Source organism: Paenibacillus sp. J31R30, from assembly GCF_059692115.1.
In genome coordinates, this window is sequence record NZ_JCAUAV010000013.1 from 135,108 (window position 1) to 156,037 (window position 20,930).

The window sequence follows — 20,930 nt, forward strand, 5'->3', positions numbered from 1 at the left end:
TTAGTATCTGAAATGCTAACCGAACAAGGTTACCTAGTCTCACGAGATTCTAGTGATTTGCCAAAGTATAGCATTCAAGCTTTTAAAAGGCGAGAAAAAAGTTCGTATACTAGTGAGACACTTAGAGTTTGACGGAGCGTATAACGATTCAACGCTTCCATATCAAGTTTACAAAATTGTGGCTTTTGATAACGATGAAGAAAGTCGAAAGGGAAAAGAAGTTTTGCAATTCGTGGCAGGATATAATTTTAAGGATGCTAGTTTTGCTTGTGTACCGATCTCAGAGTTAAGAGATAAACGGAGCATTGTTGTCCATCAGAAGGAAGGTCTGAGGACAAAATTCTATAACTCATGGCATGCCATTGAAGTATATACAGATGAGCATACCGAAGTGGCCGCCTCTCCAGCAAAATATGTTGTATGGTTTACTAAAAAAGTTGGTAATGAGCGTGTGTTTACTCGCTATCCTGTTCCTGATCTCCTAACTGCAGTTATCGTTGTCGATACATATATTCATGAAACATTATGTTCACCAAACGCCTTAGGATTAAGTGTGTGGAATCAAAATGAAGGTGATTGGATGGAGTGGGACGATGGTGAAGGACACGACATTCGGGAATTTACCGTTAATGAGCAATTTGAAATATGCCTTCGGAGGAAATCATGATCGCAAAAGCAGTTGCTAGATTGAACGATATTTTTCCGGATGAAAAGAAGCTGTATGCTCATATGAAGAAGCGAACTGCCATCAGTGGGAAAAGAGAATATAAAGATAAGAATCGTTGGTATCAGACGACGTATCCAGTTATCATAAGGAGGTATGAGGAAAGCAGAAAATCACCCTTGCTGGAATGCTGGGCGGAAAGAATCTCTTGGGTGTTCTCTTGGGTTGCCGCAATACCCGCAGGAGGCTTTGATATAGATGCAATGAATGCCTTATCTTTATTAGAAAAGCAATTCGGAGATGCGCGGCTTGAAAGCGTTGAGTTAAATTCCCTTAAGGGAGATATACATTCAGCAAATAATGAAGAGTCCATGTTTGTTTCATCTAATGAGTATAACCCTGCATTTATTAAGGATTTTGTTATATTTGCAGATAAAATAATACATGTGAATGAATCATGGAATAGCACCCTCTCAACCACTACAAAGTTATTACATTTTACTTTCCCCGGATTGTTTCCCATCTATGATGCGAAGATACATACTGTACTTTTTGGCGGGAAAACGAAAAGTTTCAGACATTATCATGCTTACATTTTAGCCCTACATCAGTTTCTTCGAACATCGGATCTGCTTCCACTATTACAAATGGAAGCTCAGAAAGAAAGAGTTACTTTAGTTAGATTTGTTGAAATGCTTATTTTCTCATCTTCGAAAGAACTAGCTAACGATAACATGTTGAGTTAGAAAAACTATAGGTATTAACACGCAAATAATTCGCAGGATAAGGATGAGAGACGAAATATTTGAGATAAAGACATCTCTACATTACAAAGATTTAGATTGGATAGCAAAACCATTCAAACGTTACTTTGATCCTTTGAATACATACTCTGTTACCATCTCGCTGGAGCAGTTTCCCGCAACTGGTGATCAGCGTCTAAAGATTAATTTAATTGATAAAAAAATGCGGGGTAAAGAAGTATACAAATGGCTTTCTGACACAAAGAAGAGGCTGTTGCAAACAGATGTAGAAGGGGTCATTAATATTTATTTTAAAGCCGTATTTGTTGATGGTCCTATCTACTAATTGATATCAATTTGGGTTAGTAGGTGGAACGTTCAGCTCATGCAGGAGCTATTATTTATAAATCCCAAGGGGAATAGCCGCTACAATTGATTACGGTAAAATAGCATCGAAAATAGCGTAGTTCTGAACATTACAACTCATCATAAAATGCATATAATTTGTTTAACAGCTCATGTAGCTATCTTTACTCTAATTGCAACAGAAAGGAATGTTCTATGAAGCAAGTTAACGTTGTAGGGGCAGTAATTATTAATGACAATGAGGAGATTCTTTGTGCACTACGATCGAAAGAAATGTCACTTCCAGGTTATTGGGAGTTCCCGGGAGGGAAAATCGAGCCAGGTGAAAATCACAAAGCTGCATTAGTAAGAGAAATCAAAGAAGAGTTGCTTTGTGAAATTGAAGTTGGTGAGTTTATCACTGATATAGTACATAAGTACCCAAATATTAATGTTAAATTGATTACATATACTGCAAAAATCATTTCCGGAGAACCGGTGCCAAGTGAACACGAGAAAATTGTGTGGATGGCACTTGACGAGATTAGATCTCTTCATTGGGCACCTGCGGACATTCCGACAGTAGACATTCTTTGTTCTAATGAGTTTGGAAGAGGTGAGAACTCTGAATGAGTCTTATGGTTGGAAAGGGAGTATTGCCGATTTTTGTAATCTAAACCAAGAAACATTGGTGACTTGCTTAACTGATTTTTTAGTTAGGTACGATCTAACTGTAAATGCCTCACTTAAGTATTCATGGATGGATACATACACTTTTTTAAAGAGTACATTCCTCCCGCATCTAGATAGAATTAGAGATCTGTATATCGTATTTGAATATATGCTCCCGCTTGAAAAAGGTAGGAGACCAGATGTTCTACTTATGTTAAAGGAACGTGTTATCATATTAGAATTTAAGGGAAAGGACTGCGCTCTACTTGAAGATGTAGAACAAGCAATAGGCTATCGAGAAGATATACTTAAATTCCACCATGAGACATCCACACGGAACTTAAATGTAGAAAGTTATTTAGTACTAACAAAGGCAACTACTAAACAAGAACCAGTTCTTGGGCTAAGCATACTCGTTAAAAATGGCTTCCTTGATGATTTACATATGGAAGGCGAATTATTTCAAAATGATAACGAAGTAACCGAATGGACCCAATCATCCTATCAGCCTATACCATCCATCATTAAGGCAACTCTAGACTTATTTAAGAATGGAACTCTTCCCAATATCAAAAATATTGAAGAAGGTGAGATTAGTAAGACGGTTAATTTAATAAAGAATAGAATTTATAAAAATGAAACCAAAGAAAAAAAGAAACAAATTATCTTTGTTTCTGGTGTACCAGGAGCGGGTAAAACATTGGTCGCACTAAAAACACTTTATGATTATAACTCCTATCAATTTAGGGGTTTTAATAATCCAATGGCATCGATCTATCTCTCCGGCAATGGTCCGCTTGTGAATGTATTACAGACTCAACTTGAAGATGTGGAGTTAAATAATTCCGATGGCAGAACCTATATTAGAGGTGTATATGCCTTCAAAAAAGCCTACTTAAACTCAAGCAGTGTTCCACCGTTTCATTGCATTTTTTTCGACGAAGCTCAACGTGCTTGGGATACAGAGAAAATGGGCGGGGCATCAAGTGAACCAGAAGGATTACTCCAAGTTGGAGAAAAAATATATAAACAATACGACTCTGTAACGATTATATGCTTTATTGGTGATGGGCAGGCCATCCATATAGGAGAAGAAAAGGGGATGCCACTCTGGAACCAAGCGCTTATAAAACATCCATCTTGGCAGATCCTTGTACCACCTAAATATACAGATATTTTTAAAGGATTATACGTTCGAGAATTCAATGAATTGTTCTTGAATACAAGTATTAGAAGCAACTTTATTGACACGAGTAAGTGGATTGAGTCTATTTTAGATGTCAATCTTGAAGGTGCAACACAAGAGTTATTAAAGATGAAAGAGAAGGGATATATTCTCAGGATTTCACGCGACTACGAAACTTGTAAAAAATTCATCGAACAAAAAAGATCAGACTACCCAGATATGATGTACGGAATGTTGGTCTCTTCTAAAGTTGATGAAAGAAAAGTTCAATCGATCACAAATACTCCATCCTACAGAAGTTATATGAAAGATATTGATGCTGGGAAATGGTTTCAGCGTGACAGTAAAACATGGCAACAAGGTGCCACTGAATTCGTGTGCCAAGGCCTAGAGCTCGACTTCCCGCTGGTATGCATGGGGGGAGACTATTTTATTCGTAATGGTAGATGGCAAGTAGAAGACAATGTATATAGGAAGAACACTTCAAAATTTGAGGATTTCCCAACAATTCTTAAAAATATTTATCGAGTGCTACTATCCAGGGCTAGGATGGGGATGGTTCTGTATGTACCAGCGGAGTTGCATGAGACGTATGAAATGTTTTTGAAAATCGGTGTAGATGAGATTTGAGAAAAATGAAGATTAGGTCTTTACAGAGCTATGGAACAATACCGAAAAATATCAAGTAATATTAAAGCGAGCTAATATAAGTTAACTGCACGTGGAGAAGGTTTTATCCCAGTTTCATCTTCAATTCACATTAGTAATCCACATAAAGAGTATCCTTCGCTTGATAACCTTCACATCGCGGTATCATACATTTGAAATAATCTAAATTTTTTGGAGCTATGAGATCCTTGCTATATCACCTACATTTCAACAGGAGGAGTTTTATATGTCGGAGCAAAGCTTGGAAATCCTATTAAAAGAAGAAGAATTATGGTGGGATAAAGAAGGGACATTACCCAATATAATATGGTGGGAAGAAGGTTCGGAGCTTTTTGAAAAGTTAATGAAACAAGATCCTAGCAATCGACGTTATCAAGCTACATTTTGCAAATTGTTGTTAGATCAAGCGAAAGATATCAAGATGGAACAAAAGAAGCCCAAAAAAGCACGGGAATTATTTGAGAAGCTACTTGAGCTTCAACCAGATAATACTTACGCGAATTATCATCAAGGATTTATTGCTATGAAAGTTGAAAAAAAATATGTCCAGGCGATTGAACATTTTAAGAAAGCAATACGTTCTGCCGCTTTGCCACGTGACTATCGATTCAAAACGTTATGTTATCTGGCCAACTCTTTACATTCCAGTGGTTCTTCAAAGGAAGCTTTAAAATTTCTGGAAGAAGCAAAACACTTATCATCTAATCAAGATGAGGACAATATGCTAGAGATTCTAGAAATGCATCTCGAGACAGCTATAACTACTGTTAAAAAGCCGTACCTGATGATATCAAGTCATGGTGATCCTCAATACCTTACGGATGAGGAATTGGAGGAATGTGAAGGCTTCGGCAACACATTACCAAAAGATGTAGTTATTTTAAATCTTATTAATAGTCCATTTTTCCGAGGTCCCATAACAGGAATAACCATAGGTCCAAAACAAGCAGATTTGGTTGCGTATCTTTTGACAAACGAAGGAGCTATTAGCCAAGAAGCCATTCTAAGGGATGTATTTGAAGATTCAGATAACTATAATCTAATCGCGGCTAGAGTCCTGAAAGTCCGTCGAAGTCTCGAGCTATGTTTTAACCCCGAATTAGTTGGTGTTAAAATATCGCATGTCGAGGATACCCCGTATATGGATCGAATTTTAGAAACTATTGTGACGGACACACGGAGTAAATATCAGTGGAATTGGAACGGGGAGTTTCGGCTTTTTAAAAGAAACGATAATTAATACATAACGAATGTAGCGCAATTACACCATGTAATTGCGTTTTTTTTATTATTGATTCATGAGCAAGGGGTGTCGCAAGAAAACAGCAGAAGCTCCAATGATATGGTGTAATTATACCCCTGCTAAAATAAAAGCAAATCAAATGAGGAGGAATGATGTAAATGGCAACGATGACAGCACAAATTTTGGTGGGTAATAGTCATATGTACGATGGGGGGATCAACCCGACGCATTACGTATTCTTATCCGAGAATAGTCGTCCGGCTTGGATATTAGTACAGCATAATATCTTTAATCACAACCCAGAAGAAAAACTCGAAAAAATAGTTTGGATTCCTACAATGGAAAACATGTTGGAAGACGGGTTATTGATGATTGCCCTTTACGTCCTGCAGGACAAAGAGGTTCAGGATGCGGCGAAACAATTGTTCAATTGGAACAAGGATGCCTATTTCGAGGTATATGATATCGATCTAGTGAACCGCGAACGTTTGTATGCGTTGTGCCAGGGCTTGACGTATAGATACAAAACCATCATTAGCGTATTTGAGGGGTCTACGATTTGGAAACAACTGAATATACTTCTCAAATACGGTATGGAGGTTGAAGTATGTAAAACAGGCTATGCACGCAAGTTTAATGTCTGGACCAACACCATGAACGCGAACAATAAAACGGGTGAACTAGGAGGGGGGGATTTCGATGCAACAAACTAACACATTTTTCGTATTTGTTTACGGCAGCTTAAGAGTTCATGAAGGAAATCACCGTCTTCTCGCTTCCTCTGAACTCGTCTGCAAACAATGCTCTACCGATGGTCGACTTTATGATACAGGATATGGTTTCCCCGCGATGATTCAAGCTCGCGGGGAGCGGGTATGCGGAGAACTGTATCGAGTAACTTCCGTTATATTAAATCGACTCGATGCATTTGAAGGCTTTTACGGAAAAGGCAGGAACAACCACTACGAACGAGTGCTTCAAACAATTTATACGGACAATGGTAATGAAGAAGCCTATGTCTATGTATATCCAGATAGTAAAGTCAATGAATTGAAGTACATTGAATTTGGTGATTGGAAGTTCCATCAACTCCAAAAACACGATGTGGATAGTGTCTACTTTGCCTATGGATCTTGCATGGACGATGAAAGGTTCAAGCAAAGGAATAAAGGGCACTTATTTCAAGAAGTAATTGGAAGGGGGATTATTGAAGGATATTCTCTAAAATTCACACGAAAGGCGACTGACGGTGGGAGAGCAGATATGGTTGAAATCGGCGGAGTCGTTGAAGGAAAGACATATCGCATCGGAAATGAGGCACTAGAATATTTGCTTGAAAGAGAAGGAGTAAATAACAATATATATCGACCGGCCTTTGTCGATATTAGTGTGGCAAACAAAATGTTAAAAGATGTACTTACTTTCCTTGTCATTAATAAAGCGGAAAAGGAAGTAGCTCCTCCAGAAAAATATCTTGAAGAAATTCGACGCGGTGGAAAGACGGTATGGTCGGCAGAGTATGAGAAACAATTCGAAGAAGATATTGAACAAAAATTTATCGCTAAGATTCAAATGTAACAAGTATGTTAAGTAAAGAAACAGCCGCTAAAGGCGAAAGGAGCCAATTTCGGGCACGGCCTCGTATTCGCATACTCTGGTAAATGGGAGGTCCAGTATCGATTGCAAAAGCACGCATAGATTTGGGTCAAGAGCCCTCTTGTATGTGTGCTTCTTTCAGATAATTTATGGATAATAATTCCTGTCGGAGAAAATAAAGGATTCTTGTCACTATATATCGAATTTCATACTAGAATCTAACTTGTTTGCGAAACACGAGGTGTACCATGAGCACAATCAGCATCCATCCTTGGCTTGAGAAGCGCATCATTCGGAGCTCCAGCCCGGACCTGTGCTACTTTATTAAAAAATACGATTGTATGACCTTCGGTCAAATAACTGAGGAGAATCTACGATTACTCCATAGGGAAAATTCTGAGATGTTTTACAATGTCGTGCGAATCTTGGGTTTTCTCGGCATTCAGTACACAGGGAAATTGGAACCTTATTCGACGCGCAATCTCAACCAAGGCCAGTTTCTCACTTACTACGGAACAGAACCACACGATACGAAAGTGGCATTAACATACAAAACTGAACAGTATCTTTCATCGTTTTTGACCAGCTTCGGCCTGCGAACTGCAGCGGACTTTTCTTTCCTGCATCTTCCTACGCTTGAGCATCAAATGGATAAGCTTAACCTTTCTTCTTGGTATGAGTCATTAATTGACGAGCTGCAATTGCAGCATTTTCGTATTTTCAATAAGTTCGGCGATATCACAGAGGAGAATGGTGCGGTGACTGTCTCTGTTCCGGTATCCACCGGAGCCAGCAATTCAAGAGAACCTCAGACACCGGGTTTTTACAGCGAAACGGTCTCTGTCTCACCCGTCAAATCAGCCCTTGAGACTGAAGTCCTTACCAAAACAGTCTGCTTCGGAGACAAGTCGATCACGATTCCTAGCAGTATGCTATCTCGCAAAATGGATCAAGCATTTTCCAATTCTGTACTGCGCATCATCAACTTCCTACTTGCGGACGGCGTGACGACGTACGGACAGCTACCTGAACGGCTAGAGTATTTTCTCACATTGCCCCAGATTGGTATAGGCAAAATCGAAAAATTCATGCAAGAGCTGCTGACGGATATAAAAGAGAACAGCAACACCAGCCCACAAGCGATGACCAACGATAACCTGACAAACACCGTCCAAAAAGAGAAGCATATCTACGTGCCCGCACTACTTTTCGACAAACCTGTCGATATCTTCGTGACCGTCATCACCAAGCACACATCGTACCCAGAAGTCGCCAAACGGCTCCTTCAACAAGGCATCCGGACATGGGGAGAGCTCACCAGATTCACAAAAAGTGAACTTCTCGAAATTCTCTGGAGAAAAAGCACCCGTATAAACCTTCAGCTCCAAGTGTTCAAGGTGTTAGAAATAAACCTGGATGGGCAAGAAAACGACACACCGCTACCCGTATTGTGGGAACGGTTTTGTTTCGACCTATCCGCCATTGCCGAGAACCGTAACTGCCACCCTGAAATGCTGGATGCGAGCGTATGGGACGTACTCAATAAACGTGTTAATAAAGGACCCTTCGGTAGAGAAATGACTCTGCAGGAAATTGCGGACGAAAAAGGTGTCACACGCGAGCGCATCCGCCAAATCGAGATTAAAGGCTTTCAACTACTTATGTTCCGCCACATGCCCTTGGTGTTTATGCTTTACGAATCAGTTAGAACTAAGCACAATTTAGTGCCAATTAAGGAGATTGTTGATAGCCCTGTTGAGCTGAGCCAAGCGGAAGAAGCAGTGCTGGCGAGCATAATTAAAAAATGCGACATCAAGGGCATCACATTCAGCACGGAGTATCATGCGTTTTTGGCTGAAGAGCAGACGCGACTGCAAGAAGAGATAGAGGAATTCATCACCTATTTGTTGTTCAGTGAGCGGCGGCAGTGGTACCATCCTATCAGACTCCAAGAGAAAATCAATGATTATTTCAAAAAAAATCCGACCTCTCATCTTAGCCCAGCACTTGTGGAGGAGACGGTCATTCCAAACCGTTTTTTTATGTACGAGTCAATGTATTTTGTCACAGACGGAACCAAAAAAGACTTGACGTGGGTAGTATTTGAGGCATTTTTTCCTGATGGATTGGCCATCATCAAGGATTCGCAGCGGTTCACCGACAAGGTCCTAGAGATATATCCGGACAAGTTTGCCGGCAATGACGACCGTAGCATTTATATGAGCTTGCTGCGAAATGAGGAGGAAGTGCTCATCTGGGACAACGGCTTTTACATCCCATATTCTTCCATTGGAGTAAAATCCGAAGACATCGAGCCCATGATGGCCTGGACGGTGCAGTTGCTGAAAGACAGCCAGGCTCCGCAGATCCGCCTCACGCGCACGCTATGGCATTTTCAAAAAGAACTCGCGAAGATCGGTATCACAAACGCATACTCGCTCTACACATGCTTTCGGCTGTACGGGCAGGAACACTTCGACTTCGTCAAAGCGCCACGCCTCTGCCTGAAAGGCGGATTGGAAGCGGCTAGACAGCCCCTGTCCCAAATGTTCCAAGAGTACATAAAATCCCAGAAGCGAAAAGTGGGCCGTAGAGAGGTGCTCGATCTATTTAAGGATCAGATGGGTTGGCAGACATACCATATTGAGCAGCGGATGGGCGACCAGATTATTCGGGCCGGCTACGAGGAGTATATCCATATCGACAACCTGAAGGTGAATGAGAAAGGACTAGAAGCCGTCAAAAACTGGCTCGTCCGTAAGCTAGAGTCAGTCGAATCCGTCGTGTCGATCAAAATTATTAATCGCGCAGTCATGAAGCTGGCAGGTGTCGACTCTTACCATATCCTATATTACCTGTTAGACCGGGAGTATCCGGATGTGTTCAGCTTTTACATTTATCCTAAGCTTGGGCTGTTCGATCCTACAGAGGAAGAAGCATCGTCAAACAGACGTTCGCGAATGGCACTGCTCGAAACGCATATGCTGAGCGGAGAACGGGTGTTTTACCGGAGCGAGCTGGAAAGCTATTTTCAGAGCATCGGGTGGAACAATTTACTCTACAACTCGGATAACCTCATCACCTATGAATTCAAAAATGACATGGCAATCGCCTTCGTGCACCGGGACACGATCGGCTGGAACGGGGACAATCAGGCCATATTCATTGCACTCATCGACGATGCGTTCGATGAGCTTCACAGACAAGGGCAGTCGTGGTTCGATATGGACGCTTTTATCCATGTGGCCGGAATAGAGTCGCTTCTTCCGAAGCTGGACCACGACATTTCCTGGACGTCGGCGCTCATGATTTCGCTTTTGAAAGAGGAAGAACGGTTTGAAATCCTGGGTATCACAGGCCGGGTCGTCATTCGGGAAGACAATCCGGCGGTCCTAGCAAACGAATTAGACCTTATTAACCACGTGCTGATCAAAGAGTTCGGTGGAGCCACTTCCATAGGCAAAATGGAGAAGCGCCTGCAGGAGCTGAATCTCATTACCCGATACCTGAGCAAACTGTACTACAACGACGGGGCAGACGAAGACGTGCCATACGTTACGACACCATCACTGGAGATCATGACGCAGGAACTTTATAGCCTGCAGAGGAAAGGGTGAGAAGCGGTGTTGCGTGAGCTTAAGCTTGATTATGTCTACGACTCTTCAGAAAACAGTATCGTGGATAAACTGTTTTTGCCCCTGTTGGACCATTCGGTACTTTATCGGCGGGGCGTTGGCTATTTTACGTCGGGATGGTTGCGGCTGAACATGGGGGGTATTCAAAGCCTCATAGAACGAAAAGGAAAAGCGGAACTCATCACCTCTCCGCATCTTTCGAAGGAAGATTATGAAGCAATACAGCGCGGCGAAGAGGCAAAAGAGGACCAGCTGCTGTACAAGGCGCTCGTACACGAGTTGGATAGCCTACAGCAGGAAGGCACGAAGAATGCGCGCGAAACGTTGACGTTGCTCGCCTGGCTAGTTGCAGATGGACTATTGGACGTAAAGTTCGCGATCCCCCGGAACAACAAAGGCGACTTTCACGACAAATTTGCAGTATTTACAGATGAGTCAGGCGACAGTGTGGCGATTCACGGCAGCTACAACGATTCGGTACATGCGAACTATAATGGCGAAAGTTTTTCGGTCTATTGTTCGTGGATCGAGGGGCAGGCGCCATATGTAGAAAAGCATGAGGATCGGTTTTGCAGGATGTGGGCGGGGGAGAATGATTTTTTCCGGATGTACGATATGCCGGGACTGGTCCGTGAAAAGCTGGTACAGATCTCTGAGCATACTAATCGGCCGTACGATGTAAAGTTAACCCAATCCCAACCAGAGGAAGAAGAACTACTAATTCGGCTTCCTTCGCACATCCGCTTGCATGGCTATCAAAAAGAAGCGATCCAAGAATGGGAAAAAAACAATCACCGCGGGCTCTTTTCGATGGCGACGGGCACGGGCAAAACGATCACTTCACTCGCCGCAGCAGCAGTTATCTTCAAAGCACGTCGCAAAATTGCTCTCATCGTCTCCGTCCCGTTCAAGCATTTGGTAGAGCAGTGGAATGATGAGGTTCAGACTTTTGGTTTCTTACCAGTGCTGTCCACATCACGCAACTGGCTGTTCGAAGCGAATTCGCTCATTGACGATTATAACCTCGGATTTGAAAAGGCGGTATGCTTCATCGTGACCCACCAATCCAATGCGGATGAGGATAAATTTCTTAAGTTGGTGTCGAAGGTTCGGGATAAAAATAGCATTTTGTTCATCGGTGATGAGGCTCATTACCTCGGGGCAGCTTATCTACGTAACTCCCTTCACACGGATATCCAAATGCGGATTGGCCTGTCGGCCACACCAGAGCGGTGGCGTGACCCGGGGGGTACTCAAGTGGTGACCAATTATTTTTCGCGTGAGGTCATATCGTTCGGGCTGGAAAAGGCAATTGAAAATGGTTTCCTTACCCCTTACGAATTTACCCCCCACTATGTAGAGATTGGGGAAGATGATTATCGCGAGTACAAAAGACTATCGCTCCGCATTATGCACCATTTGCAGGCTGCTAAAAAAGACCCATCCCGTCGCCAGGCTGCGAGTATTCTCGCTGCACAGAGGGCCAACTTGCTAAACCGGGCTGAGGCGAAAATAGAAAGCTTTTTTTCAGTACTTCAACGTCATGTGGCCGAGATTGGCCTGGAAAACTTTAAGCATACAATCGTCTATTGCCCCGAAGGCAAGCACCGAGAGATCCTGCGGCGGATCGCCAACTGCGGTCTACGCGTGCAGGAAATAGTGGCGGAAACGGGCAATGCGGAGCGGAAATTGATTTTACAGGCGTTTGACCGAGGAGACATCCAGGTGATTGTTGCAATGAAATGCCTGGACGAAGGGGTCAATGTACCAGAGACGAAGCGGGCATATTTTTTAGCTAGTACATCGAATCCGAGGCAATTTATCCAGCGTCGTGGGCGCATTTTGCGTACTACACTCACTAAGAAACGCGCATACATCCACGACTTTATCATGATCCCACCTAGCACGGTTGGTGACGAGAGTAGCGCGCCGGAGACAATCTTGAAGCGAGAATTTGCACGTTTTGTGGAGTTCTACCTCTGTGCAACTAACCATGTAGCCATTCATAATCAAGCGTTCGAGGTGCTGGAGCGATACTCTCTTGGGTACTTGCTCAGCTTGAAACCGGAAGAGATTTACGCGACACTAACAGGGGAGTTGGAAGAACATGAATACAACTGATGTACATCCGAAAATTATGGATGAGCTAAAGAAGTACCCGAGTGAAGTACAGGAGATGGTCATCGAGGCACTACAGAGCTTCACCCAAGGACTGAACCAGCAGGAAGTGCTGCGAAAACTGGAAAATAAAATGCGTAAGATTTTGCAAGAGGAGGGCCACGCGTGAAAATCGAAAAGCTCGAACTCTATAATTTCAAACAGTATTACGGAGAGCAAACGATACATTTTGCGGGTTTTCCTGCGGATAGTAGTCAAAATGTCACTGTCGTGTACGGTGCGAACGGCAAGGGCAAAACAACCATTTACCGTGCCTTGATGGTATCTTTGTTCGGTGTGTCCGAACTTGCAAAAGACAAGGATTTAGGTAAAAAAGGCGACATCTACTATATATGTAACCTCAATGTGTTGAGGGAGTCAGTGGATGGGTCCGGCATGGTACGAGTGAAAGTGTTTTTTTCTCATCAGGGGGAATATTTTGAGTTGGAGCGGATCCTTGTTTCCCAGTTGTTCGATGACAACCAGGTTCAGGAGGATTTCCTTTCTGCCAGCCTCAAACATATTGATCGGGAAGGGCGAAGCAATACTTACGATCGGGATGAGGATATTGCTAGGATCGTAAACCAAATTTTTGACCGACGAATGAAGGATTATTTCCTGTTCGACGGGGAGCGTATCGAGCACTTGATGAGGGACGAACAGAGTCAGAAGAAAGAAGTAGCAAAAGGAATCAAAAACCTACTCAAGCTCGACGCGCTGGACGAATCACTGCAGGCCGTATCCAAACTTTACACCAATTACCACCAGGAAGTCCAAAACTCTGCTAGTGGTGAATACCGTACAAAACTAGCTGAGCAGCAGGCGAAAGAACAGGCGATTACAGAGCTTGAAGAAAAAACAGATGGCTGGCGTGCAGAGCTCGAGCTCAAAGAAATGCAGATCTCACAGATCGATGGCCAACTCAAAGGTTTCCAAGAGATCAGCGAAAAAGTTATCCGTCGTGAACACCTTACTGGGCAGCACAAGGACCTGACCGCACGCAAAACGGAGCAACTTGTCAAAATCCGTGAGTTCACGAAACACAGCTTCAACCTGTTAATGAAGGATGAGTATACGCGATTTTACAGTGACCTGGAGCTTATCCGTTCCAACCTCAGCAATCCGTACGACATTGCCAAGGAATTGCTGCATAAGATTTTGACGGATCGGAAATGCGCCATTTGCGACTCCGACGTGACCCCGGATAGCAAGCAGGATAAGGCCGTCAAGATGCTCATTGATCAGCATCAGGAGGAAAACCACACTCGGGAGCTCATCGACCTTAAGGAAGAGATTCGCTCTATGATTGAACGCAACAAGACATCAAACGACAGAAGTGGTGAGCTACTGCAAGGCTACAACGAGATCAATAGAGAGATCAAGAAGCTGCAAAAAGCGATCGACGATATCAGTGAAGACATCGGACAAAGCCCTAACACCGACTTCCGCAATCTGCAGACTGCGCGCGACAACCTGTCCCAGCGGATCCAGCAACTTCGGCTGCAAATAAACGGCGGCAGTGAAGAGGTTAACCGTATGGCGACTGAAAAGCGCGAAATTGACCTCCTCATCAAAGAGTTGGAAAAGAAGGAAACGCAGAAGGATATCAAGGTCAAAATGAAAGAGATAGCAAGTGCCACCAAAGATGCGCTTAAGTCGATACAAACTAAATTCGTGGATGAAATCTCTCGCGAAGTGGAGCAACTGACCACCACAAACTTCCGCAAATTTATTGATGAGGACAGTCGGCAGAACCTTCGCGAAGTGAAAATCGAGAAAGATTTCTCACTCCAAGTGCTCGCATGGAACGGCGCCAACTTTCTACCGAATCTGTCTTCGGGCCAGCGCCAAATATTATCGCTTTCATTTATTATTTCGCTTCTCAGCATTTCTGGTGGAACCGACAAAACCCTTGAAATCCCGCTGTTCATGGATACACCGTTTGGTCGGATTTCTGGGGAAAATCGAGACAACCTGCTCCGGCTGATCCCAGACATGACGCCACAGTGGATCCTGCTAGCTACAGATACTGAGTTTACGCGCGTCGAATGCGCTGAGCTGCGCAAAACCGGCCGATGGGGTGAGGTATCCCGTCTGCTCATTCCGGAGGCGGGCAAAACTAAAGTGATCCGTGAAAGCGTACTTGGCTTTCAGCCGGATCGATAACACGGGGAGGAGACAGGATAATGCGAGCAATATCATACACGGGCGACCCCCGTTTACATTGGAGCAAGAAGTACGAAGACATTTACCATACGCTACGTGATAAAGGGATCTTCCCTCAGAACGCTCAAACGTTTATGTTCTGCGCCAGTCTCGGCTACAAATACAACCGCAGCTTGACAGTCTCAGGGCCAACGAATGATTTTCGTTTTGTGACGCTTACGGAGGAGGAGCTGATTCCTTACGTGACAATTGCCTTCTCAAAAGCCGGGATGCAGCTGGATAAACTCGGGCAAATTGAAGAGTTCCGACCGATCCTAGAGGAGTATGCTGAGGGCGGTATGCAGGTCTTTATCGAGCGATTTCTGAGCACGTATCTGGTTACCGCTGCGGACGGACGACTAGTGTTGGATATCAAGAACAGTTCGTTTGATTTTGAGAAGGATTTACTCGTATTTATCCACGAGGAAGCAATCAGCTCAGATCCATTTTAATGCGACATAGTATTTGTTAATCCTCCGAATAAGTTATATAAGCCCCTGTTCAAAGAACTAGGGGCTTATACAATATGCATAACCGTTAGCCGGAGCGGGAGTAGTTACAGGAGCGGTCACTGCGGCAACAACCGCTGTGACAGGTGCCGTTGCAGGTTCGGCTATTGGAGTAGGTGTTGCTGGTGCGGCAACCGCTGTAACAACGGCGGCAACCGGCGCTGCAGCCGCTGTGGCAGGAACAGCAGTCGGAACAGCGGTCGCAGGAGCAGCAACCGCCGCTGCAGGTACAGCAGTCGGCGCGGCCACGGTAGCGGGAGCTGCAGCAATAGCCGCTGCACTATTCTTGTAGGGGTTGGCGGAGCGTTTGCATTAGGCAAGAAATTATTCGGAAGAAAAAAATGGTGATTTAAAAAAGAGGTGAGCAACCTCAATAAGAAACCCGCACCTTTCCTGGAGCGGGTTTCTTATTTTATTCCTTCTTTGTAGGTTGTTCCAGAGTCTGTCAATGCTACTGAGGAACAGTGCGCTGATTCCTGGTGCGTTTTTCAATATCCAACAAAATATTAAAGGTACGGGCTGTGATAAAATGGAAACAAACACACGAAGGAGATAATCAAATGTCGATAAATTGGATGGAAGCATTTAATAAGCGTCCAGTTGGGAGAACACAGACGTATTTTTGTTAAGGTTATAATTAACCGAATCGCACTGGGTATGAGTGCAATAAGATACTGCCTCCCGAATCAATAAATCACCGAGCAAGAATCTAGAGAAACTATAGTATCCGTTCATTATTATTTTTAGAAAGTAACGCTTCAATGATTTTTTCGGTTACTTCAGTGCGTTTATTTTTATCATCAATAGTCTCAGTCAACTTTATCGCAAGCATTGTATCCTGAGTCGTGACAAGCTTTTCATAAAAGAAATTCAGTTGCTGGATACTTTTATTGTACATGTGGAAATACGCCGCACCAATAAATTCAATTAATACCCCAGCAATAGAAGTGATTACGGTAATTTCTATGTGGGGATTTATGTTGAAATAATACAACCAAATGCCAACTAATATGGTTACCAAACCTGCAATAATAGCGAAAACACTGAAGCCAAAGCTCTTCCTAGCTTGGCTTCTATTAATGGTATAGTACTCTGTAATGTGGTTTAAGCTTAGTTGGATAGTATTGAGCACGTCATCTTTGGGGGCTTCCTGGATCTTTTTCTCTAGAGTATCCCTTTCTTGAAAGATTTTCTCTAGCTCAAGATCAAAAATATTTGTAAATTTAATATCTGTGTATGACAGAATAGAAATTGACAACAGGGAAAGAAAGATAAAACCAAAAAATATTAGCAAAAACCCTACAACTTGATTCACAGGCGTTTGTCGAAAGAAATATAAATACGAAAATATAACAATAAGTAAAATATTTATTATTGATGAGGCAAGTAGAAGCGCTTTTCGAACAATAGGTTTTTCTCGCATCAATTCAATACAAAAGTTCATTATTTTAAAAGTTCTGTCAAAATCCAAATCAATCACACCTTTCATCACCAACCTAACCGCTTCATACTACCATAATCTGCCAGGCTCAGGAATGGGCGTGGATCCTGTTTGCCGAGATTGTTGGGGCTAGGGTAGAGGGCCCCGAACGTTAAATTTGATCAGCCCATTGGGCCCAAATAGTTACACCGTCCTTAGCGTACCCCTGTTTTACCAGCGACAAGTGCCCCCGGATAAATTTAGAGAAACGGCTTATGTCCAATCAAAACTATGTAACGAACATATTTTATACCGTAATGAAATTTAACTTGAGGGGACTGACTAACATGAGTGGTGCAAGTTGTGCAGGTTATGGTAACAATGCAGCAGCTATTTTGGTTCTTTTTATTCTTTTGGTTATTATCCTGATGACTTTTGCATTCTAATTTAATTCCTAACCAACATCACAAAGAAAAATAAAAACGGTCTTATCGCGAAATAGATGCGAATACAGATCGTTTTTTTCTCGTTGTTTAAATGAGGACATTGCCTATTTATTCCTTCCAGTAAGTAAGCCCTTGACGTATGTCCAATCAAGGACCCTGTAACGAGCGTATGATTATACCGTAATGAAATTTCACTTGAGGGGAATGAGTAAACATGGGATTAGGTTATGGTGGAAGTTGTGCAGGTTATGGTAACAGCGCAGCAGCTGTTTTAGTTCTTTTCATTCTTTTGGTTATCATCACATCAGCTTTTGTATGGTAATTCCTTAAACCAACATCACAAAGAATATCGAGAAAAAAAACGGTCTTATCGCGAAATAGATGCGAATACAGACCGTTTTTTCTCGTTGTTTAACGAGGGTGACAAATGAGTTAAGTGTGTGGTTGGCAATATCAATATATGGTCAAGTGGATGGTTCCGCACTAGGTCTATAACCCCACTTCGATACCTATTTCCGTGTTTACTTACCTTCTAGCCAGTTCCAGAGCGCTTTCTTCGATACTTTGATAACTCTCCATTATCAGTCGGAATCAACGTTATCGTTGCGCTAAAGAAAGAAAACGTCATGGCGTTACGGAAACGACGGACTAGTGCATATGAGAATGTTTGTTCCATTTCTTCTGAAGAAACCTTTTTTTTGGCTTTAATAATGTGGACAAGCTTTCTTTAATTTCTTTATTTTCTTTAAATTCCTTACGAATAGGACAACTATTAATGAGCGTATTATTAAACAAAGCAACTTAAAGAGGAGAGGAAATGCTAAGTAAATTGCCAGAGAGATTTTGAAGTTACCTGGAAAATGGAGGTGGTGATTAACCAGATTGGATATGGTTATTGAACGACAAGCACTGAAAGAGGAATGGATTAAGCTGAATGATGAGTGAAATAGGTTGACAATCATGAGACTTGAAACTGAATTTAAGTTATTCGGCTATGCTTCTGTAAGGGGCAGATTGTCGGAGAGGATGTTTGATCGTGAACTCACTGTGCAGGAAATGAAATTGATTGCCACTTACGGTGCAAGGAAGTCTATAAGAAGGAGAGTGTTAGGTAATGATGATAGTCGGTACTGTTCTGTTAGGCGGTGTGGTTGTTGCGATGTATGCAGTAGCATCACAAATTCATAGGAACAATAAGAACAATATAATTAATGAGATTAGACAGACGTATAGAACACATGAATTTAGTAATCGCTCACGCCGCTCGTTGCCTTTGCTTAAAGCTAATATGTCCTACGGTAAGGTGAGAGAAACATATGAAGATTTGCAAACTTTCCTATCCATTGAAAAGCCGAAGCAAATTCAATAGAAATGACGCATACGGACCTTGATTGTTTTGGCATCAAATAGTGGTAAGAAGGCGAAGTTGGATGATCGAATTCTTCGGGTATGTTACTACATTGAATAATAATAACCCAACCTTGAAATTATTAATTAATAATCACAAGGAGGATCTTTTTGCGGCATGCATACAAAAACCACTTCTAGTGCATGTCGCATATGGAGCATGTCTCCGCCCAATTTCGATAAATGAAAGGAGATTTTAACCTTGAATCCTAAAACACACCCAATTAGTAAAACTTCCATTGACTTAAGACGTTCGGTAAATCGTTTACGTACCCACAAAGATGCATCTCCGCAAGATGAACATGTAACAAATGGGTTGATTGATGAGATAATATCCCTTTTAATGCAAGCGGCGCGTATCATTCCAGAAGAAAACCGCGACCCAGATATTGCCGGCGAAACGGCAATTGTATGATTACTTATGATCAAAACTAGATATGGATTCACAAAATGATCAGAGTGTGGCCGAATTGTTGAAGTAATCGTTTTTGGGACCGCTGTTGAAAGAAGGCATCCGCTTACCGAAGACATTGTGGGTTATACGGGAGTTGGCTGCTAGCCTGCCGGAGTTAAAGGTAATGATCATTTAATTAATGAGGGGAAGAAGCAGAGATTTGACACCGACAATGAAGATGATGCCAATACGTAGGCGAAGCGTATCGAGTGGCGCAAAACACTGCCCCTTGGTTCATAGTCGGATCCAATGAGTACACGTTGGAGAGTAATATGGAGGTGAAAGCATGATTCCTAAAAATGATCAGAAGAGGGCACGTTTGACTACGGTGATTGATCAATTTGAGGAATTAGTAGCGGCTACGATTGGGGAAACCGAAAGCATTACTAATATTTATTTCCCACGCATGAGTGCCAAGGGCAAACCTATATGCGACATCATTAGTATGACGGACAAAGAAGCTATCCGATTACGTGATCATCTTATCCAAGCATTTCCTATAATCTAACATCCAATATAAAACGATTGCTTGCGCAAATATATGCCCACAAATTTAGTAAGGCCGGTAACCACTCCGAGAAATTGTATTTAGCTCGCATATCGAAATTTGGTTTTTGGTCTTGCATCGTAAGCACGGCAGTTGTTTTATCTTTGCTTTTTCCGCAAGTAACAAGAAGCGGACGACATCCAGGCGATCATGGCGCAAATCAATCGAAGTTTTACTTAGATTAGACGAGGATGACGAATAAATTCTAAATCGCTTTTACATTTTTCTCGTACACCCTGCTTGTTTTAGCGGCTTCTAATTTCTTGTTGATTACACAAGCCGCTAAAAAAAATTTTTCAAGCGGCTTTAACGTCGTTGGGTTATACATTTTATTTCATATATTTTTGTTCTTTAAATTCTTTAGGTTCTTTACGAATTTGACCAAAGATAGAAGCATATAAAGATATTAAGGATTAAAGGAGGGGATACAATGCAAAGGGAATATCAGACACTTCCCGGTTTTATAACTGTTGCTGAGGCAGGGAAAAAATTAAGCGAAAGGGTTGGAGGGGATAAGGATAATTGGAATTTTTGGTATGCTAAATTACAACAGGACATAAAAAATGAGAATTTGCCATTTCAATCCCACGGGTCACGAATCAAACAGATAAGTGAAGAAGATTTAGACCATTGGTTTAAGCAGGTTGAAGATGATATGAAGCTGCCTTTCTTAAAACACAAAATTCTTAAAGAGACTGCTCTACTTAAAGATAAAATAAAGATTTTAACTATAGAGGTTCAAAATCTTACTCATAATGAACAGAGTGAGGAATATCGGACTCATATCGATCTTAAAAAAAATCAAATTAAAGAACTTATAGAAGAAGAAAAGGAAAAACAGGACGAACTTCATAAGATCCATTTGAAATTCAAAAATCAAGAAGAGTGGAAAGCTATTGAAGCAAAAAAACATAAGATAGCAGAAGAAGAGCAAAAGCTGCAAGAACTTGATCAGATCCAGCAGGATCAAGATGATATGGAGCTACCTTTCTTAAAAAACAAATTGCTTAAAGAGACTGCTCTACTTAAAGA

Annotated in this window: 21 protein-coding genes; 20 read left to right on the forward strand and 1 reads right to left on the reverse strand. The window is 42.2% G+C overall.

Translation table 11 applies throughout. The features are described 5' to 3' along the window. The first annotated feature begins 52 nt into the window (after nt 1-52). The 14 genes from AC58QO_RS28465 to AC58QO_RS28530 all read left to right on the forward strand — a co-directional run bounded on the left by AC58QO_RS28465 (nt 53) and on the right by AC58QO_RS28530 (nt 15,916). Nucleotides 53-667: a hypothetical protein gene (locus tag AC58QO_RS28465; protein ID WP_497271547.1), complete on the forward strand. Its 615-nt coding sequence runs from the start codon at nt 53-55 to the stop codon at nt 665-667. Beyond that, on the forward strand, nt 664-1,410 hold the full coding sequence (locus AC58QO_RS28470; protein WP_497271549.1) for a hypothetical protein: 747 nt from the start codon (nt 664-666) through the stop codon (nt 1,408-1,410). Before AC58QO_RS28465 ends, AC58QO_RS28470 begins: the two co-directional genes overlap by 4 nt. 43 nt (nt 1,411-1,453) lie before the next feature. Then, on the forward strand, nt 1,454-1,753 hold the full coding sequence (locus AC58QO_RS28475; protein ID WP_497271551.1) for a hypothetical protein: 300 nt from the start codon (nt 1,454-1,456) through the stop codon (nt 1,751-1,753). Nucleotides 1,754-1,968: 215 nt separating this feature from the next. After that, a complete protein-coding gene (locus AC58QO_RS28480; protein ID WP_497271553.1) occupies nt 1,969-2,385 on the forward strand; it encodes a (deoxy)nucleoside triphosphate pyrophosphohydrolase in 417 nt (138 codons plus the stop codon). Nucleotides 2,386-2,635: 250 nt separating this feature from the next. Beyond that, nucleotides 2,636-4,240 carry a DNA/RNA helicase domain-containing protein gene (locus AC58QO_RS28485; RefSeq protein WP_497271555.1) on the forward strand — a complete coding sequence of 535 codons (1,605 nt, stop codon included), beginning with the start codon at nt 2,636-2,638 and terminating at the stop codon, nt 4,238-4,240. Nucleotides 4,241-4,505: 265 nt separating this feature from the next. Continuing rightward, nucleotides 4,506-5,519 (forward strand): tetratricopeptide repeat protein, encoded by a 1,014-nt coding sequence (locus tag AC58QO_RS28490; RefSeq protein ID WP_497271557.1) that lies wholly within the window; start codon nt 4,506-4,508, stop codon nt 5,517-5,519. A 161-nt stretch (nt 5,520-5,680) separates the two neighbouring features. Further along, nucleotides 5,681-6,235: a hypothetical protein gene (locus AC58QO_RS28495; protein WP_497271559.1), complete on the forward strand. Its 555-nt coding sequence runs from the start codon at nt 5,681-5,683 to the stop codon at nt 6,233-6,235. Continuing rightward, on the forward strand, nt 6,222-7,100 hold the full coding sequence (locus AC58QO_RS28500) for a gamma-glutamylcyclotransferase family protein (protein ID WP_497271560.1): 879 nt from the start codon (nt 6,222-6,224) through the stop codon (nt 7,098-7,100). Before AC58QO_RS28495 ends, AC58QO_RS28500 begins: the two co-directional genes overlap by 14 nt. A 266-nt stretch (nt 7,101-7,366) precedes the next feature. Further along, complete coding sequence (locus tag AC58QO_RS28505) at nt 7,367-10,735, forward strand: sigma factor-like helix-turn-helix DNA-binding protein (RefSeq protein ID WP_497271561.1); 3,369 nt, start codon at nt 7,367-7,369, stop codon at nt 10,733-10,735. 6 nt (nt 10,736-10,741) lie between these two features. Continuing rightward, complete coding sequence (locus tag AC58QO_RS28510; protein WP_497271564.1) at nt 10,742-12,874, forward strand: DEAD/DEAH box helicase family protein; 2,133 nt, start codon at nt 10,742-10,744, stop codon at nt 12,872-12,874. Beyond that, nucleotides 12,861-13,040 (forward strand): hypothetical protein, encoded by a 180-nt coding sequence (locus tag AC58QO_RS28515; RefSeq protein WP_497271566.1) that lies wholly within the window; start codon nt 12,861-12,863, stop codon nt 13,038-13,040. The genes AC58QO_RS28510 and AC58QO_RS28515 overlap by 14 nt, the downstream gene beginning before the upstream one ends. Further along, nucleotides 13,037-15,076: an ATP-binding protein gene (locus AC58QO_RS28520; RefSeq protein WP_497271568.1), complete on the forward strand. Its 2,040-nt coding sequence runs from the start codon at nt 13,037-13,039 to the stop codon at nt 15,074-15,076. Before AC58QO_RS28515 ends, AC58QO_RS28520 begins: the two co-directional genes overlap by 4 nt. A 20-nt stretch (nt 15,077-15,096) precedes the next feature. Continuing rightward, on the forward strand, nt 15,097-15,567 hold the full coding sequence (locus tag AC58QO_RS28525) for a DNA phosphorothioation-associated 4-like protein (protein ID WP_497271570.1): 471 nt from the start codon (nt 15,097-15,099) through the stop codon (nt 15,565-15,567). 136 nt (nt 15,568-15,703) lie between these two features. Further along, entirely contained in the window at nt 15,704-15,916 is a 213-nt protein-coding gene (locus AC58QO_RS28530; RefSeq protein WP_497271572.1) for a hypothetical protein, read from the forward strand. A 426-nt stretch (nt 15,917-16,342) separates the two neighbouring features. Here the strand turns inward: AC58QO_RS28530 and AC58QO_RS28535 are convergent, their stop codons facing one another. Beyond that, the gene (locus tag AC58QO_RS28535) at nt 16,343-17,113 is read right to left on the reverse strand and encodes a TRADD-N-associated membrane domain-containing protein (RefSeq protein ID WP_497271588.1); all 771 of its coding nucleotides are present in this window, start codon (nt 17,111-17,113) and stop codon (nt 16,343-16,345) included. 278 nt (nt 17,114-17,391) lie between these two features. Here AC58QO_RS28535 and AC58QO_RS28540 point away from each other — a divergent pair, with 278 nt between their 5' ends. The 6 genes from AC58QO_RS28540 to AC58QO_RS28565 form a co-directional block, all read left to right on the forward strand. Next, complete coding sequence (locus AC58QO_RS28540) at nt 17,392-17,490, forward strand: YjcZ family sporulation protein (RefSeq protein WP_497271574.1); 99 nt, start codon at nt 17,392-17,394, stop codon at nt 17,488-17,490. A gap of 214 nt (nt 17,491-17,704) precedes the next feature. Continuing rightward, nucleotides 17,705-17,812: a YjcZ family sporulation protein gene (locus tag AC58QO_RS28545; protein WP_497271575.1), complete on the forward strand. Its 108-nt coding sequence runs from the start codon at nt 17,705-17,707 to the stop codon at nt 17,810-17,812. A gap of 792 nt (nt 17,813-18,604) precedes the next feature. After that, a complete protein-coding gene (locus tag AC58QO_RS28550; protein WP_497271576.1) occupies nt 18,605-18,859 on the forward strand; it encodes a hypothetical protein in 255 nt (84 codons plus the stop codon). A 240-nt stretch (nt 18,860-19,099) separates the two neighbouring features. Beyond that, entirely contained in the window at nt 19,100-19,312 is a 213-nt protein-coding gene (locus tag AC58QO_RS28555) for a hypothetical protein (RefSeq protein ID WP_497271578.1), read from the forward strand. A gap of 325 nt (nt 19,313-19,637) precedes the next feature. After that, a complete protein-coding gene (locus tag AC58QO_RS28560; RefSeq protein WP_497271580.1) occupies nt 19,638-19,859 on the forward strand; it encodes a hypothetical protein in 222 nt (73 codons plus the stop codon). A gap of 469 nt (nt 19,860-20,328) precedes the next feature. After that, nucleotides 20,329-20,930, forward strand: a 602-nt coding sequence (locus tag AC58QO_RS28565) for a hypothetical protein (RefSeq protein ID WP_497271582.1), incomplete at its 3' end; no start/stop codon positions are given.

Bases quoted from the DNA above. Each gene is read 5' to 3' on its own strand.
- AC58QO_RS28500 (WP_497271560.1), top strand. From the start codon at position 6,222: ATGCAACAAACTAACACATTTTTCGTATTTGTTTACGGCAGCTTAAGA.
- AC58QO_RS28525 (WP_497271570.1), top strand. From the start codon at position 15,097: ATGCGAGCAATATCATACACGGGCGACCCCCGTTTACATTGGAGCAAG.
- AC58QO_RS28550 (WP_497271576.1), top strand. From the start codon at position 18,605: ATGATGATAGTCGGTACTGTTCTGTTAGGCGGTGTGGTTGTTGCGATG.
- AC58QO_RS28475 (WP_497271551.1), top strand. From the start codon at position 1,454: ATGAGAGACGAAATATTTGAGATAAAGACATCTCTACATTACAAAGAT.
- AC58QO_RS28490 (WP_497271557.1), top strand. From the start codon at position 4,506: ATGTCGGAGCAAAGCTTGGAAATCCTATTAAAAGAAGAAGAATTATGG.
- AC58QO_RS28515 (WP_497271566.1), top strand. From the start codon at position 12,861: ATGAATACAACTGATGTACATCCGAAAATTATGGATGAGCTAAAGAAG.
- AC58QO_RS28560 (WP_497271580.1), top strand. From the start codon at position 19,638: ATGATTCCTAAAAATGATCAGAAGAGGGCACGTTTGACTACGGTGATT.
- AC58QO_RS28495 (WP_497271559.1), top strand. From the start codon at position 5,681: ATGGCAACGATGACAGCACAAATTTTGGTGGGTAATAGTCATATGTAC.
- AC58QO_RS28470 (WP_497271549.1), top strand. From the start codon at position 664: ATGATCGCAAAAGCAGTTGCTAGATTGAACGATATTTTTCCGGATGAA.
- AC58QO_RS28540 (WP_497271574.1), top strand. From the start codon at position 17,392: ATGAGTGGTGCAAGTTGTGCAGGTTATGGTAACAATGCAGCAGCTATT.
- AC58QO_RS28545 (WP_497271575.1), top strand. From the start codon at position 17,705: ATGGGATTAGGTTATGGTGGAAGTTGTGCAGGTTATGGTAACAGCGCA.
- AC58QO_RS28535 (WP_497271588.1), bottom strand. From the start codon at position 17,113: ATGAAAGGTGTGATTGATTTGGATTTTGACAGAACTTTTAAAATAATG.
- AC58QO_RS28480 (WP_497271553.1), top strand. From the start codon at position 1,969: ATGAAGCAAGTTAACGTTGTAGGGGCAGTAATTATTAATGACAATGAG.
- AC58QO_RS28505 (WP_497271561.1), top strand. From the start codon at position 7,367: ATGAGCACAATCAGCATCCATCCTTGGCTTGAGAAGCGCATCATTCGG.
- AC58QO_RS28485 (WP_497271555.1), top strand. From the start codon at position 2,636: ATGTTAAAGGAACGTGTTATCATATTAGAATTTAAGGGAAAGGACTGC.